Source organism: Streptomyces oryzae (assembly GCF_017676365.1).
Taxonomy (GTDB): Bacteria; Actinomycetota; Actinomycetes; order Streptomycetales; family Streptomycetaceae; genus Streptomyces; species Streptomyces oryzae.
Map to the genome: position 1 here is coordinate 1 of NZ_JADKMA010000195.1, position 14,767 is coordinate 14,767.

The 14,767-nt window shown below is 71.0% G+C and carries 12 protein-coding genes and 1 pseudogene; 4 read left to right on the forward strand and 9 right to left on the reverse strand.

Annotated features, from left to right (window positions below; genetic code table 11):
- The 4 genes and pseudogenes from ITI46_RS28155 to ITI46_RS28170 all read right to left on the reverse strand — a co-directional run.
- Window positions 1–274: pseudogene (locus ITI46_RS28155) on the reverse strand (two-component sensor histidine kinase); the annotation flags it as partial.
- Window positions 275–288: 14 nt separating this feature from the next.
- Window positions 289–1,017 carry a response regulator transcription factor gene (locus ITI46_RS28160; protein ID WP_280634844.1) on the reverse strand — a complete coding sequence of 243 codons (729 nt, stop codon included), beginning with the start codon at window positions 1,015–1,017 and terminating at the stop codon, window positions 289–291.
- Between the two features lie 105 nt (window positions 1,018–1,122).
- The gene (locus ITI46_RS28165; protein ID WP_209242729.1) at window positions 1,123–2,178 is read right to left on the reverse strand and encodes a twin-arginine translocation signal domain-containing protein; all 1,056 of its coding nucleotides are present in this window, start codon (window positions 2,176–2,178) and stop codon (window positions 1,123–1,125) included.
- Window positions 2,179–2,425: 247 nt separating this feature from the next.
- Window positions 2,426–3,043, reverse strand: coding sequence for a TetR/AcrR family transcriptional regulator (locus ITI46_RS28170; protein ID WP_209242730.1), 618 nt, complete (start codon window positions 3,041–3,043; stop codon window positions 2,426–2,428).
- A 68-nt stretch (window positions 3,044–3,111) separates the two neighbouring features.
- Between ITI46_RS28170 and ITI46_RS28175 the strand changes: the two genes are divergently transcribed.
- Window positions 3,112–4,446 (forward strand): alpha/beta hydrolase, encoded by a 1,335-nt coding sequence (locus tag ITI46_RS28175; RefSeq protein ID WP_209242731.1) that lies wholly within the window; start codon window positions 3,112–3,114, stop codon window positions 4,444–4,446.
- A 26-nt stretch (window positions 4,447–4,472) separates the two neighbouring features.
- Here the strand turns inward: ITI46_RS28175 and ITI46_RS28180 are convergent, their stop codons facing one another.
- Complete coding sequence (locus tag ITI46_RS28180; protein ID WP_209242732.1) at window positions 4,473–4,817, reverse strand: ester cyclase; 345 nt, start codon at window positions 4,815–4,817, stop codon at window positions 4,473–4,475.
- A gap of 70 nt (window positions 4,818–4,887) precedes the next feature.
- On the opposite strand from ITI46_RS28180, the gene ITI46_RS28185 reads away from it, so the two are divergent.
- Window positions 4,888–5,823: a LysR family transcriptional regulator gene (locus tag ITI46_RS28185; RefSeq protein WP_247746714.1), complete on the forward strand. Its 936-nt coding sequence runs from the start codon at window positions 4,888–4,890 to the stop codon at window positions 5,821–5,823.
- Between the two features lie 15 nt (window positions 5,824–5,838).
- On the opposite strand, the gene ITI46_RS28190 is transcribed toward ITI46_RS28185, so the two are convergent.
- From ITI46_RS28190 to ITI46_RS28205, 4 genes are all read right to left on the reverse strand, one after another.
- On the reverse strand, window positions 5,839–6,657 hold the full coding sequence (locus ITI46_RS28190; RefSeq protein WP_209242733.1) for a DUF1266 domain-containing protein: 819 nt from the start codon (window positions 6,655–6,657) through the stop codon (window positions 5,839–5,841).
- 69 nt (window positions 6,658–6,726) lie between these two features.
- Window positions 6,727–8,079, reverse strand: coding sequence for a type III PLP-dependent enzyme domain-containing protein (locus tag ITI46_RS28195; protein WP_209242734.1), 1,353 nt, complete (start codon window positions 8,077–8,079; stop codon window positions 6,727–6,729).
- Window positions 8,080–8,318: 239 nt separating this feature from the next.
- Complete coding sequence (locus ITI46_RS28200; protein WP_209242735.1) at window positions 8,319–10,091, reverse strand: PucR family transcriptional regulator; 1,773 nt, start codon at window positions 10,089–10,091, stop codon at window positions 8,319–8,321.
- A gap of 48 nt (window positions 10,092–10,139) precedes the next feature.
- Window positions 10,140–13,034 carry a SpoIIE family protein phosphatase gene (locus ITI46_RS28205; protein ID WP_372452093.1) on the reverse strand — a complete coding sequence of 965 codons (2,895 nt, stop codon included), beginning with the start codon at window positions 13,032–13,034 and terminating at the stop codon, window positions 10,140–10,142.
- Between the two features lie 186 nt (window positions 13,035–13,220).
- Here ITI46_RS28205 and yhfZ point away from each other — a divergent pair, with 186 nt between their 5' ends.
- Entirely contained in the window at window positions 13,221–14,165 is a 945-nt protein-coding gene (gene yhfZ / locus ITI46_RS28210; protein WP_209242736.1) for a GntR family transcriptional regulator YhfZ, read from the forward strand.
- Window positions 14,166–14,272: 107 nt separating this feature from the next.
- Window positions 14,273–14,647: a PRD domain-containing protein gene (locus ITI46_RS28215; RefSeq protein ID WP_209242737.1), complete on the forward strand. Its 375-nt coding sequence runs from the start codon at window positions 14,273–14,275 to the stop codon at window positions 14,645–14,647.
- Window positions 14,648–14,767: the final 120 nt, after the last annotated feature.

Below are 14,767 nucleotides of genomic sequence, written 5' to 3' on the forward strand. Positions count from 1 at the left end.
CCACCGGCTGCCCGCCCACCCCCAGAAACCGCAGCTTCTCCAGCCCCGGCGGCCGCGGATGCCCGGGCGGCCCCGGCCCGGCGGCGCGGAAGGTGACGTCCTTCAGCTGGCTGTCGAGCTGCTGGTACAGATAGGTGTGCAGCGCGATCGTGGTCACCGTACCGATCACCGCGGCCACCACCGCGATCATCGCGACGGCCGAGAGCACCAGCCGGGCCCGCAGTGAGCGGGGCACCCGCAGCGTCCCACGCAGCCGGGCGAAGAGGCCGGACATACCCGTTCCTCTCCTTACGCCGCGGCAGGCTTGAGCAGATAGCCCGCGCCGCGCCGCGTGTGAATCATCGGCGCCCGCCCCGCGTCGATCTTCCGCCGCAGATACGAGATGTACAGCTCCACGACGTTGCCCTGGCCGCCGAAGTCGTAGGACCACACCCGGTCCAGGATCTGCGCCTTGCTCAGCACCCGTTTCGGGTTCCGCATCAGATAGCGCAGCAGCTCGAACTCGGTGGCGGTCAGCTGGATCTCCGTACCGTCCCGCGTCACCTCATGGGTGTCCTCGTCCAGCGTCAGATCGCCGACCACCAGCAGTGACGACGAACGCCCGGCAGCCCCGGCCCCGGCACGCCGCAGCAGCCCGCGCAGCCGGGCGATAACCTCTTCCAGGCTGAACGGCTTGGTCACATAGTCGTCGCCGCCCGCCGTCAGCCCCGCGATCCGGTCCTCCACCGCGTCCCGCGCGGTCAGGAACAGCACCGGGATCCCGGGGCTCACCGCGTGCAGCCGCCGCAGCACGGTGAACCCGTCGGCGTCGGGCAGCATCACATCGAGCACCACCGCGTCCGGACGCCACTCCCGCGCGGTACGCACAGCGGCGTCACCGCCGCCCTCCGCCCGCACCTGCCACCCCTCGTACCGCAGAGCCATCGACAGCAGCTCCGTGAGCGACGGTTCGTCGTCCACCACCAGAATCCGCACCGCACTGCCATCAGGCCGCCGCAACGCCGCCTTCTCATCCATGCGGGCCAGCGTGCCCGCCGAACCTGAGAAACGGCTGTGAAAAGGCTGGGGGCGTGCTGAGAACCCCGGCCCCCGCCGACCGGGGCCGGGGCCGCTGGGGGAGGGCTACGCGCCAGGGAGCTCGTGGTTGGTCAGCCGCGCCTTGTAGATGCGGCTCTTCCTCGCCTTGGGGTCTTTGCGGTCGATGAACCTGATGTTCTCGGGCGGGCCCCACGGGGGCCAGAGGAAGTGGACCTGATCATTGCCGTAGGCATTGCCCGTGCCGTGTGCGCTCGTATAGATGCCGCGGCCCTTCTCATGCCGGGAGAAGGACTTCACCTCCGGCGTCGGATGGCTCCACACCTCGACCGGCTCGGCTCCCGATTTGTCGATCTTGAAGATGCGGTGGGTTCCCGTCGCCCAGAAGAACTGCGGATACACGTAGTCGGGCTGCAGGTCGTGACCGTTCTCGAATTCACTGCGCTGCAGGAACTGCTTCGGGGCGAGATAGGTGCTCTCCCGGTGCCCCTTCACCTCGAACGCCTGGAGCTTGTCCCCGCCGTATATCCACAGAAGCTGCATCTTGGGGTCCCACAGCACACCATGAGCCTGGCGGAACCGGTCGGACCTTATGCGCTTGAACGAATCGGGCGTCTTGCCGTCCGGGGCCGTGTAGAGCTGGTAACTCCCTCCGGGCCGCTTCCCCTCTGGGGTCTCCGGGGCGTTCTCCTTCTCGAACCCCCGCGTCCCCACGACGATCACGGCATCGGCTGTCGGCAGGTACTCGATGCAGTGCGGGAAGATCTTCAGACCCGAGTCCCACCCCAGCGCCTTCGAGTCGGACTGCCGGTGGATCGTCACCTTCCCGTCACCGGGGCTGCCTCCGCAGACCATGAAGACGCGGGTGCCCCTGATCTCCCTGAAGCGGCACTCCAGCGGGTCCCAGCCGCCGGTGGCGAACGTCGATATCGGGTCGCCGAACTGCCCGTTCCTGACCTGTCCCGTGTTGACGGTCTGCACCTTCTTGTTCGCGACGTCCAGCAGAACGAGGTCGTACGGATCGCGCGGGTCCGGGGCTGCCTGCTGCGCCCCGTACGCCGGGGAGGCAAGGGCCCCGAGCGGGCCTGCGGCAGCCGCTGCCGCCAGTGAACCACGCAGTAATTGACGCCGGTTGATGTTCATCGTTCCTGGTCCCCCTGAATCGATCGGCAGGGCGTGCCGTGGGGGTCACGCCCACAAGGGGGGACCATAGGCGCGGAGGCGGCGCTTCCGGGTCGATTGCGCGCGAAGCTGGCACGCATTGCTAACTCCGCTCGCTCCGTATCGGGACGCGGGGCCGGCTCAGGTACAACCCGGAAGACCCCTTCGGCGTCGGCCCCGGTCGATCTCGGACGAGTGGTGGACCGAGTGGACACCGGCCCTGGTCCTGCTACCGAGCTGGTTCGGCTTGGCGAAGACTGCGGAACACCTCCGGGGTCGTCCATCCGCGCAGCGTGGCGTGAATCGTCGAGTGGAATGCGGCGTCGGACGTGGTGGAGTCCAGGGCCCCAGCCAGTTCGAGGGTCACGAGCCCGTGCAGGGTTCCCCAGATCGACAGGGCGATCGCCGTTGCGTCGCCGGCGAGGACGGACGCCGCCAAGGCGCGCTCGATCGCCGCGAGGAGGGGACGGATCGGGTCACGGGCACCGACCTCCCCCGACGGGTCGAAGGACTGCACACCACCGAACAGCACCATGTACAGGTGGCTGTGTCCGCGCCCCCAACGACGGTAGGCGGCGGCCAGCGCGTAGAGGTCGGCGAGAGGGTCCGCGGACGTCTGCACCGCCGACACGTCCTGGAAGAGGCCGGCGACGGCTCTGTCGCGCACCGCACCGATCAGCCCGTCCTTACCGCCGAACAACGAGTACACCGCCGTTGTCGACGCCTCGGCGGCAGCGGCCACGGCGCGGACCGTGACCGACTCCCGCGGACGAGTGGCGAGCATCTCGGTCGCGCACGCCACAAGCCGCTCTTTGACGGCCTCGTCGTTCGTTCTCGGCCTACCCACGGTCAGCAGCTTACTCCCTCTGATAACGTCGTTTTGAAACAACGTTCCGAAACTGTTGGAGGTCCGCCGTGCCCCCGCCCGTCCTACGTCTCGTCCGCTTCATCGGACGTGTACTGCCGGCCCTGGCCGCCCTCGTGACGCTGGTCGTCGTCTTTCTCGCACTGATCGCCCTCACGGACGGGGCAGGTTCGGGGCTCGCCGCTTGGGGGACGACCCTCGGGGCCGGGACCGTCTTCGCGCTGTGGCGGGGGCGGCACCGCAGCTGGCCGGCGCGGCTCGTGCCGTTCCTGCCGGTGGTCGTCGCGGCGGCGTTGACGGCGACGGTATGCATCCCGACCGTGCCGACGGCCCGGCGGTACCCGTCCGCGCTGCCGTTCGTGTCCACGCAGCACTGGAACCTGGCCACAGGCAGCCGGGTCGCGGTGTATCACTACCCGCCCGCGAACTCCGGCCCCCGGCATTCCGTGCCGTTCGTGTACCTCCACGGAGGGCCTGTCCGCGGCATCTCGGTGCAGGACCACCGATTTCTGCGACTCCTGGCACGCAAGGGCTACGACGTCTACGCCTACGAACAGGCCGGCGGCGGACGAAGCGACCTGCTCCCCATGGACCAGTACACGATCTCCAGGTCGGTCCGTGACCTCGCCGCCTTCGTAGACCGCCTGGACAAGGGCAAGGTCGACATCCTCGGATTCTCCGGAGGCGGAGTCGTGCTCACCCGGGCCCTGGCCGACCCCGGCGTCGCCGCACGCCTGCACCGGGCGATCGTCGCCGAGCCCGGGCCCATGGACGGCCCCACCGCACACATCACCGGGCACAAGGGCCAGGCATCCGCACGGGGCCTCGCGCCGGCCCCGACCGGACCGCGGTCGACGCACGTCCCCCGGTACGCCGTGGCACTCGGACTCATGCGACTCGGACTCCTCACCCCCGACACCGGACTGATAGGCCAGGCCGAAGGCGACAACGCCTTCACCGCCGCCGACCTCGGCAGCGACACCGCATCCGCCTACTGCGCGCGCGACGCGCACCGAATCCCCACCGAGGACACCGCCCAGAACTTCTCCTTCAGCCCCGCCGCCAGCCTCCGCGTCCAGCAGACCGTCAAGGACTCGCCCTCCATCGCCCCGCGGCTGAGGCGCTCCCGGACCCCCGCGATGCTGATGATCGCCGAGTGCTCCTCCCAGGTCCGTCAATGGGCGACCGCCGCGCTTGCCAATAACCCTGCCATCCAGCGCGCGCAGTACATGCCCGGAGTCGGACACCACATGTGGAACGGCCTGGACGACAACAACGACCGGGCCGCCGACGTCATCACCGCGTTCCTTCAGGACAAGCCGGCACCCCTGCCGAACTATCCGACCCGCGACGAGATCCCTGCCTTCCTGCGCGACCACAAATGAGCCGGCTCTGGGTCCGGAAAGCGCGCTCAGGCCCCGCTACCGGTGGCGCGCCAGTGCTCGGCGATCCGGTCGCCGGCGAAGCGTTCGATCTGGATTTGGCGAACCGGGGCTTCCCCGAAGCCGTGCACGAGCAGATGGGCGGCGAGCAGATCGTCCTCGACGATCAGGTGCACTTCCTCGAAGCGCAGGTCCGGGGCCTGGGCCCGCAGCTCGCTGACGATCGGCTTCAGGCCAGCGGGTCCCGGTTCCGGGTCGGGGTGCAGCGGGTCGTGGTTGCGGTAGTCCTCGGTCACGAGGTCGTCGAAAGCCTCCAGGTCACCGGTGTTGAACGCATGGAGGTAGGCGCGGAACACGCTCTTGTGATCGGTCATGACGCCAAGCCAACGCCCCCGCCGCGGGAAACAGAAATGCCGACAGGGGCGCCATTTATGCTTGCGCAGCATGAGTGGTGGTGGACGGCTGGAAACGCGAGAGCTGTGGTGCTTCGTCGCGGTCGCTGAGGAGCTGCACTTCGGCGCCGCAGCGGCACGGCTCGGGCTGGCACAGTCGGTGGTCTCCCGGACGATCGCGGGGGTCGAGCGGCGTCTTGGCGTGCGACTGCTGAACCGCACCACGCGCACCGTGCAGCTCACCGAGGCGGGCAGCGTTCTGCTGGGCCGGGCCACCGCCGCGCTCGCGGCGATCGAAGCCGCAGAACGTGCCACTGTCCGCGCCGCCGGGCCGGCCGCGAGGCTCGTCGTCGCCGCCAAACCGGACGGTGACGCAGGGCTGCTCGGCCCGTGCATCGCCGCGTACGAAAGACAGCCGGAGTCCGCGCCGACGGAGCTGGCGCTGGTCGGCACGGATGAGCTCGTGCCGCGCCTGCGGGACGGCCGGGCGGACGTGGCGTTGATCCAGGTGCCGTTCGATGCCACCGGGCTCGACCACGAGGAGCTGATCCGCGAGCCCCGCGTGGTCGCACTGCCTTCCGGTCACCCGCTGGCGGCCGAGGACTTGCTCACCTTGGCGGATCTGCGCGGTGAGCCCATCGCCCGGTGGGCGGGGGAGTCTCCCGAGGTGGATGCGTACTACCGCGGGTACGACCCGGAGTCCGCGTACGAAGAAGGCGACACCACAGGACCCGTGGTGAGCGACCTGGCCGAGGCGCTGCGCCTGATCGAACTGGGCCGCGCGGTCACCTTCCTCCCCACATCGGTCGCCCGGCGCTTCGACGGTCGTGCGATCGCCTTCCGTTCGGTGGCGGACCTGAGTCCGAGCCGGCTGGTGATCGCCTGGGCCGAGGAGTCGCGCTCACGGGCGCTCGCCGCGTTCGTCCGCACAGCGACGGCGACAGCGGCCTCGCTCTCGCGCACCGCACGTGCCGGTGGCCCGAACTGAGTCAGGTGCCGCGCCTCAGCGTCCCAGCGCCACCGCTACCCAAGGGCTCTTGCTGTCGGTGGTCAGCAGGCGGTGGGAGTCGCGGACTTCGCGGTACCAGGAGCCGAAGGTGTCCTCGTCGAAGTGGAGGCAGCGGCCCAGCACGTAGCCGAGGGAGAAGTTGGTCCAGTTGCCGTACTCCTCGGCGGCTGCGGCACCGATGACCCGCAACGCTTCGCGGGCCTCGTCGGGGCGCGCGAAGCCCGCGTCGACGCCCCAGCAGGCCATGTTGGCGGCCCGGCCCAGGTCCCAGGCGAGGGCGCGGCGTATGTGGGCGTCCGGGGCGAGGAGACCGTCCTCGCGAAAGTGGGTTTCGTAGCGGAGGATGCGGCCTATGGTCTCGCGGAGGGCGGCGGAGGTCTCCTTCAGTTCCGGGTGGCGGGGGCCGAGCTGATTCACCAGCCACTGGCCGACAGCGTCGTTCCACGCCTGTTCGGAGATCGGCTGCCCGGCCGCCGGGGTGACCTCCTGCCGTACGAGGAGCGCTGCCCGTGCTCCCATGGCCATGTCCCACATCGGGGTGGAGACTTGGCCATCGATGAGCTCCTGCACCATCTCGTGCCACTGGTGCGCGTCGGTGACGCCCCACATCGTCTTCAGGCGGGTGCGCTCCCACTTGGGGGCAGGGCGCGGGTCGGCGACCGTGTTCCACGGGTCGCCGTTGGCGTACTTCAGATGTGCCCCGCAGGCGAGCCCGCGCAGCACCGCCTGGTCCGTCTCGCCTCCGGAGCGGGCCGACCGAAGCCGGTTGCCCGCCCAGGGGAATATCGGAGACTTGCGGAGAAAGCCAAACACACTCGACCCCCGTGCGGAACGGACCCTTCTGAGAACAGTGCGGGAGCCTATCCGGGCCGCCGGACCGGATCAGCGGGCGGGTGCGGTCCCGGAGGTGAGCGCTCCACACTGTGCCGCGCCACTGTCCGCGAGAATTTCCTCGATCTGCTGCGCCGGTCGCACCAGTGAGAAGCGGATACGGCCCTCACTGTCGCGCCAGAAGCCGTGTACGGCCGGCCTGGGCAGGCTGTTGTACTGGAAGGGCGTGGAGAAGTAGTAGGCGCCGGTGTCCCACAGGGCCACCACATCGCCGGGCTCCAGTGCGGGCAGTGACCTCTCCCGCGCCATGAGATCCCCGGCGAAGCAGCACGGCCCCGCCACGTCCTGCACCACCTCTGGTGCGCTCTTGGGTACGCCCTGTGCGTCGAAAGCGCCCACCCTCAGTGGCCAGGATTCGGGCGCGAACGCGGTCCGTGTCGCCACGTGCGCGCCCGCGTGGGTGATGGCGATCCGCCGCCCGCCCGCGGACTTGGTGTACTCCACCAGTGCGGCGATGAAGCCCTGTTTGGCCAGCAATGAGCGGCCGAACTCGGTGACGAGGGTGTACCGCCCGTCGAACAGAGCGGGCACCGTGCTGCGCAGGAGGCGCGCGTATGCGTCGAAGGAGGGCTCCGTCTCATCGCCGGCGAAGTTCACCGGGAGGCCGCCACCGATGTCGAGGGTGTCGATCTGGGTGCGGCCCGCCTCGCGGTTGATCCGCTCGGCCAGCTCGAAGACGACCCGCACGGACTCGGCCATCAGCTCCAGCGGCACCCCTTGCGAACCGGTGTGGGTATGCAGCCGGGTCAGCCAGGGGCGGGCCAGAGCGTTGTCGACGACCCACTGTTCGACGCCCTTGTCGCGCAGTGCCACCCCGAACTTCGAGGTGGCCGTAGCGGTGCTCATCGCACCGATGGAACCCGTGCCCACCTGGGGGTTGATCCGCAGCCCGACAGGTGCGCCCGGGTCCCGCCCGGCGGCGGCCCGCTCGGCGACCAGCGCGTCGAGGCGGGCCAGCTCCTGCGGGTTGTCCGCGTTGACCGCCACGCCGCTCTCCAGCGCGTCACGCAGCTCGCCGACGGTCTTGGCGGGGGAGTCGAAGACGGTGCGCGTGGCGGGGACTCCGGCCGCGCGGGCGAGCGTCAGTTCGCCGGCGCTCGCCACCTCGCAGCCAACCCCCTCTGCGGCCAGCAGCTCCAGTACGGGCACCAGTGCGCCTGCCTTGACGGCGAAGGTGTGCAGCACGGGGGAGGGGCCGGCGAACGCGGCATGCAGCTGACGGGCGGTCTCCCGGATGCCCTGGACGTCCAGCAGCGCGACGACAGGAGCCTCCGGCCCGAGCAGCCCTTCGCGCACTGCTGCGACGAGCGCGTCCTGTCTGCGGGTCACAGCATCCAGCACCACGTGCGGCTCCCTTCTCGTGCAGCCAGGAAACGATTGACCTGGTGGACTCAGTCCACTCTCCGCCGCGCGCGGACGCGCTGTCTGCGGAGGATGGGCCCAAACTGCGGCTGATGGATGGGCGTACGGCACAACAGGCCGACCTATGGCGGCGCCGTGTTGTCCTGTCGCACCACACCGTAGGCGGGAAAGTGGTGCAACAGGACAACGCTCATGGGCGGGTCACAACGCTCCTGTGCGGGTCACACGGACGACCGGCCGGAAGGCGGTCCTGCCGGGTAGCGGCCCGCCGCTCGAAGCCCCAGCTCCGCCAGCAGCCGTACGTCCGGGTCGCCGAGGTCGAGCCCGAAGTGACCGCGGAGTCTGCGCAGCCGGTAGCGAAGGGTGTTGGGGTGGATGCCCAGTTGCCGTGCGGTGCCCGCCACGTCACCGAACCTGCTGAGGTAGACGCCCAGCGTGGGCGCCAGATCGGTGCGGTGCTGCTCGTCATGGGCCAGCAGCTCCCGCACCGGGCCGTCCACCTGCGGCGCCAGTTCGGCGACCGCCTGTACCGCACGCAGCGCGTCCAGTGCCGCCCTTACGTCCGTCTCGTCGGCGACCTCCAGCGGGCCCTGTACGTCGCCGTACTGGCCGTCGCCGTCCCGCGCGGCTGCCGACCGCTCCCGCAGCACCTTCAGAACGAGATGGGCAGCCGTACGCGACTGTGCGGCATCGGCCGGGCTTGCCCCTGGGGTGCCGATTGCGACCAGAGGGCGGGCGCCCGTCTCGCGCACCGCTGCGGCGAGCTGGAGCGCCAGCCTGCGGGCGCGCCCGGCGGTGTCGGGGCGCTCTTCGTCCGGGAGGGGCAGCAGCACGTCCAGCCGGTCGCCGGCGCGCAGTGCGTATCCGGCCGGCTCGTGCGCGGTCACCTGGAGCGCGGCCAGCCGCAGCGCCCGCTCCCGAGCTGCCCTGGTGCCCTCTGCGTCGGCCGGGCTGCTCTCGCGGGCGGTGACGGACAGTACGACGCAGGGGGTTGTCGGGGTGAGTCCGAGCGTCGCGGCAGCGGCGCGGGCCTCTCCGGTCCCCTCCAGCAGGGCCCGTACGGCTCGTCCGCGGCGGGCCGAGCCGTTCTGGGTGCGCAGCCGGTGGTGCAGCAGATGCGGGGCTGCCGTACGGGCCGCCTCGCGCAGCGCCTGCCGGGCTTCGGGGCGCAGCGGGCTGCCGTCGGCGGCGGCCCAGATGGAGCCGAGCACTTCGTCGCCCGCGCGCACCGCGACCGCCAGTCGTTCGGAGAACCGCTCCTCTGCTGGACGGTGCACCACGTCGTCCGTCGACCAGAGGGTGCGCAGAAACCCGCTGGCGGCCAGCTCGGCAAGCCGCCATCTGGGCACCTGCTGGCCCAGGATGGTCTGTCTGCGCAGCGGGTCGGCGCCGTGCTCGGTCGGCGAGAAGGCCAGCACCCGGGAGTCCGGGTCCTCGATGGTGATGGCCCCGCCGACCAGTTCGGAGAAGGAGCGCGCCAGCGCGGACAGGTCGCCGAGTGGTACATCGGTCGTGGATTCGCCGCCCGGCGGGCCACCACCGTGCGCGAGCCCCGCGCGCAGCGTGCCGATCAGTTCGGTCCACTCGATCCACGGTGCCCTTGTCAGCAGTGCCGTAGATGTCTCCTCTGCGACCTCCAGCAGCCGCTGGGCGGGCCCGCTCGCCCCGCGGCGTACGACGACGGCCACGGCGCCCGCACGCGCCGCGGACCGCAGCACCAGCGGTGCGACCTCGGAGGAGTCGTCCACCCCGGGCGCCAGCAGCACCTGCCCGTGCGCCGCGAAGGTCTCCCCGGCGTCGAAGACCCCCACCCCGCGCACCGGGACACCCGTACCGCGGGGCGCCGTCACCAGCTCCAGCGCCTCGCCCGCGCCGGTCGCCAGCAGGCTCGCAAGGGTGGGCGACGCGGGGTGCGGTTCACGCGGCTCATGCGGCTCGTGCGGCCCACGCGGCGCGGGTGCGTGCGGGTCGTTCGACGGGAGGGGGCCAGGCATGGCCCAAGTGTGGCCCAGCTGCGACCGTATGGGCGCTGGCAGGCGCCCTCACAGCGGCTCGTCCCACTGGTCGAGGAGGCCACCTGCGTGCTGCTGGTCTGCGTGGTGCTGCGGGCCGCCGCTCTCCTCAGGGAAGAGATTCTGCTCGGTCCACATCACCTTCCCGTACGGCGTATAGCGGGTCCCCCAGCGTTCGGCCAGCTGCGCGACGAGGAACAGGCCGCGCCCGCCCTCCTCCGTGGCGGCGGCGCGGCGCAGATGGGGCGAGGTGCTGCTGCCGTCGGACACTTCACAGGTGAGGCTGGACTGGTGCAGCAGCCGGACCCGGATGGGCTCGCTGCCGTAGCGGATGGCGTTGGTGACCAGCTCGCTGAGAATGAGCTCCGTGGTGAAAGACGTCTCCTCCAGCCCCCACTGGGACAGCTTCCGGTCGACCTGTGCGCGCAACGGGGCCACCGCGCCGGAGTCGGCGGGCACGTCCCACTGCGCGACCTGCTCCGGGTCGAGCACCCGGGCACGGGCCACCAGCAGCGCGACATCGTCACTGGGCTCGGCGGGCAGCAGGGCGCCGAGAACGGCCCGGCAGGTGTCCTCCGGGCCTCTGCCGGGGTGCCCGGTCAGCGTCTCGTGCAGGAGGGCGAGACCGTCGTCGAAGTCGCGTTCGCGGTCCTCCACCAGCCCGTCGGTGAACAGCACCAGCTGACTGTCGGGAGTCAGCCGCAGCTCGGCGGTCTCGAACGGCGCCCCGCCCAGACCCAGCGGCAGCCCCACGGGTACGTCCGGGTACTCCACGGTGCCGTCCGGCAGCACCACCGCCGGTCCCGGGTGGCCCGCCCGGGCGACGGTGCAGCGGCCGGAGACTGCGTCGTAGATGGCGTACAGGCAGGTGGCCCCGGTGACTGTCGCGCCGCTGCCCTCGCTCTCCTGGTCCTGGTCGATTCTGTCGACCAGTTCGTCCAGGTGCGCCAGCAGCTCCTCGGGGGCCAGGTCCAGGGAGGAGAAATTGAGCACTGCTGTGCGCAGCCGGCCCATCGTCGCCGCCGCGTGCAGCCCGTGGCCCACCACATCGCCCACCACCAGCGCCACCCTGGCGCCGGGCAGCGGGATGACGTCGAACCAGTCGCCGCCCACCCCGGCTCTGGTGGGCCGGTAGCGTGACGCCACCTCCAGGGCGTCCTGCTCGGGCAGTCCGCGCGGCAGCAGGCTGCGCTGGAGGGTGACCGCCATGGCGTTTTCCCGGGTGTAACGGCGGGCGTTGTCGATGCTGACCGCGGCCCGTGCCGCCAGCTCCTCGGCGAAGGCCAGGTCCTCCTCTCCGTAGGGCTCGCTCTGAGCGGTGCGCCAGAAGTCGGCGCTGCCCAGCACCACACCGCGGGCCCGCAGCGGGGTGCTGATGCGTGAACGGATTCCGTACTCGAGGGCCAGTCGGCCGGATTCGGGGTTGTGCGCCAGCCAGTCGTGCGCCTCGCGCAGATCGGCGTGCAGCACCGCCTGCGCGCCGTCCTCATCGGCCTCCCCGGGCACTGCCTCGACGGTCCGCACGACCTCGCCCACCGGGAGCAGGGGTGCGTCGTCGCGGACGCCGCTCATCGCCGTACGGCGCATGTCGGTGCGCGCGGCCGACGGCTCCTCGCCGCTGAGCACCGGATCGAGCAGCTCCACGGTGGCGAATTCGGCGAACCGGGGCACCGCCACCTCGGTCAGCTCCTCGGCGGTACGGACCACATCCAGTGTGGTGCCGACCCGCACCCCGGCCTCGTACAGCAGCCGCAGCCGCTCCCGTGCCCCCTCGGCGCGGCCCTCCAGGGCGTGAAGTTCGGTGGTGTCCCGCAGGGTGGCGACCCGGCCCGGTGCTCCCTCCCCGCCGCGGGCGGAGCGGACGTTGACGGCCAGCAGTCTGCCCTTGGCCAGATGCACCTCGTCCGAGGCGGTGCGGCCGGATGCCAGCAGTTCGGCCATGCCCGCGCTCAGCCCCACCTCGCCGATGCGTCGCCCCTCCACGTCCTCGGGCAGCTCCAGCAGCCGCCGGGCCTCGCTGTTGACGAGCACCAGGCGCCCTGCGTGGTCGAGGATGAGCACCCCCTCCCGTACGGCGTGCAGCACCGCGTCGTGGTGCTCGTACATGCGGGTCATCTCTTCGGGGCCCAGCCCGCGCGTCTGGCGCCGCAGTCTCCTGCTGACCAGTGCGGAGCTGCCGGAGGCGAGGGCGAGTGCGCCGGCCGCCGACATGAGCAGCACGGGAAGTTGCCGCTTCACACCCTCGTTCACCCGCGACACCGTGACCCCCGTGGACACCAGCCCGGCCAGGGTGCCGTCCGGCCGGATGACGGGGACGGCGGAGTTCACGGTCAGGCCGGGTGCCGCCTGGAGGGTCTCGGTGGTGGAGCGGCCCTCGCGGGCTTGGCGGACGGCCTTTTTGAACGGCCCGACGACACGTTCGCCGATCAGGCCGGGCTCCGGTGCCGTGACCCTGATCCCGTTCGGCTTCCAGACGACCACGTAAGAGACGGCTGTGGAGCGCCGTACCGCCTCCGCACGCGGCTGGAGTTCCGCCGTCGGGTCCCGCACATCCAGGTTCTTCACCACGTCCGGCGACTGTGCGAAGGTCGTCGCCACGGACACGGCTTCCTTCCTCGCCTGCCGGGTGCTGGCCCAGCGGGCGTGCAGCACGAAGGCCACCACGACGGCGATCATGAGCAGCACGATGACCGCCACTTGAAGGACGAAGACCTCCCCGGCCACGGTGCGGGGTGCGAACGGAATCCGGAAGCGGCGTGCGGGAGGCGGGTGCCGGCCGGCGTCCGGGGAGCCGCCGGACTGCGGGGTGCTCTCGGCTCCCGGGCCCGGGTCCTGGCCCTGGCCCTGGCCGGAGCGCGCGGCGGTGGGCGGCACTTGGCGGTGCCGTTCACGCCGAGCAGAGAGGCGCCCGAAAAGTCCGCGCATCTCCCTTTTCTAGCAGTTCACGGCGTGGCGAGCCTCCGCCGACTCGAACCCGCGCCCACCTGGGCAAGGCTGCCGCGCCGGGCCTGGCCGTGGGCGGAACGGGGCCTCCTCGCGCGGGAAGCAAGGGCCTTGGCGTCCGGAGAAAGGGTCTTGTCAAGAATCCAGGATTCTGTTTACTGTTCTCTCGTGAATGGTTACGACGAGCGGTTCCTGACCCGCAACGGCCTGGCGGCCCGTCAGCTCGCGCTCCTGCTGCTGGAGTACGAGCCGGAGACGCGGCTGCCCCGGGTCCGGGACTTCGCCGAGGAGCTGGGCTGCGGCAACGGCACCGTGCAGGCCGCGCTGCGGCTGCTGGAGGAGGCCGGAGCGATCGAGACCGCGGCGCGCGGCCACCTGGGCACCTTCCTCGTCCGCTCGGACCGCGCGATCCTGTGGCGGCTCTCCGGGCTGGGCACGCTGCTCGCCGCGATGCCGCTGCCCTACTCCCGGCGTTATGAGGGTCTGGCCACGGGCCTGCGCGCCGCGTTCGACGACGCCGGGACGCCGTTCGCCATCACCTTCATGCGCGGCGCCGGCAGCCGGGCCACGGCGCTGCTGGAGGGCAAGGCCGACCTGGTCGTCCTCTCCCGCTTCGCCGCCGACCGCCTGATCGAGGAGTATCCGGAGGACCTGTCGCTCGTGGTGGACCTCGGCCCCACCACCTATGTCGGGGCCCACGGCGTGCTGCTGCGCGAGGGCGGCTCGCTGGATGAGCCGGGGCTGCGCGTCGCGGTCGACCACGCCTCGGAGGACCAACGGATGCTCGCGGAGCGGGCGTTCGCCGAGCGGGACGACATCGAGTGGGTCGAGTGCTCGTATATGCAGCTGCCCGATCTGCTGGCCCAGAACGAGGCGGATGCCACCGTCTGGAATCTGGACGAGGTGCAGGGCCGTATCGACGCCGGCATCGACGTGCTGCCGCTCGGCGACGAAATAACACGGGATCTGTCGCTGCGGAACTCCAGTGCCGCTGTCATCGGCAGAGCCGAGAGCGTCGCCGCACTGCACGCCATACGGGACGCCATCGACCCCGAACGGGTGATAGAGCTCCAGTCCGCGGTCGTACGAGGAGACCGGATGCCCTCGTACTGACCACTGGCGGCTCCGTCCCCGTCCGGGGATGCGCCCGGCCTCGGCTGGGCGTGGACCGCCGTGAGAATCCAGAATCCCGATTTCTGTCGCCCCTCGAGGAGGGCTCCGTGGACGACCAGCTCGCACTCCGTATCCAGCTCTTCCGTGAGGGCGGCCAAGTCCGGCCTCAGGTGGCCGACTTCGTGGTCGCCGAGCTGTCCGCACTCGCCGAAGAGGGCGCTCCGGTCAGCGAGGAGACGGCAGGAATGCTGACGAGCCATCTGATGATGGCCCTCACCCGGCTGCTCGACGGTGAGTCCATCGAGAAGTTCGGGACCGACGAGCAGGTAGCCGCCGAGCTGGCCGACCATCCCGCGGCCGTCGAGCGCGCCCGCCGCACCGCAGCGCGCGCGGCGACGGAACTGGGGGCCACGCTGCCCGATTCCGAGATCAACTTCCTGGCCCTCCATCTGGCCGCCCTCGCCCAGCGGGTGTCCGGGTGACCCGCCCTGACGCCAGGCGCCGCGCTCGCTCCTGACTTGCTCGACTCACGCGCCTCGCCCGACTCATCCGGCTCACCCAGCTCATCCGACGCCGCAGATCCGCCGCCCCCCACCAAGTCC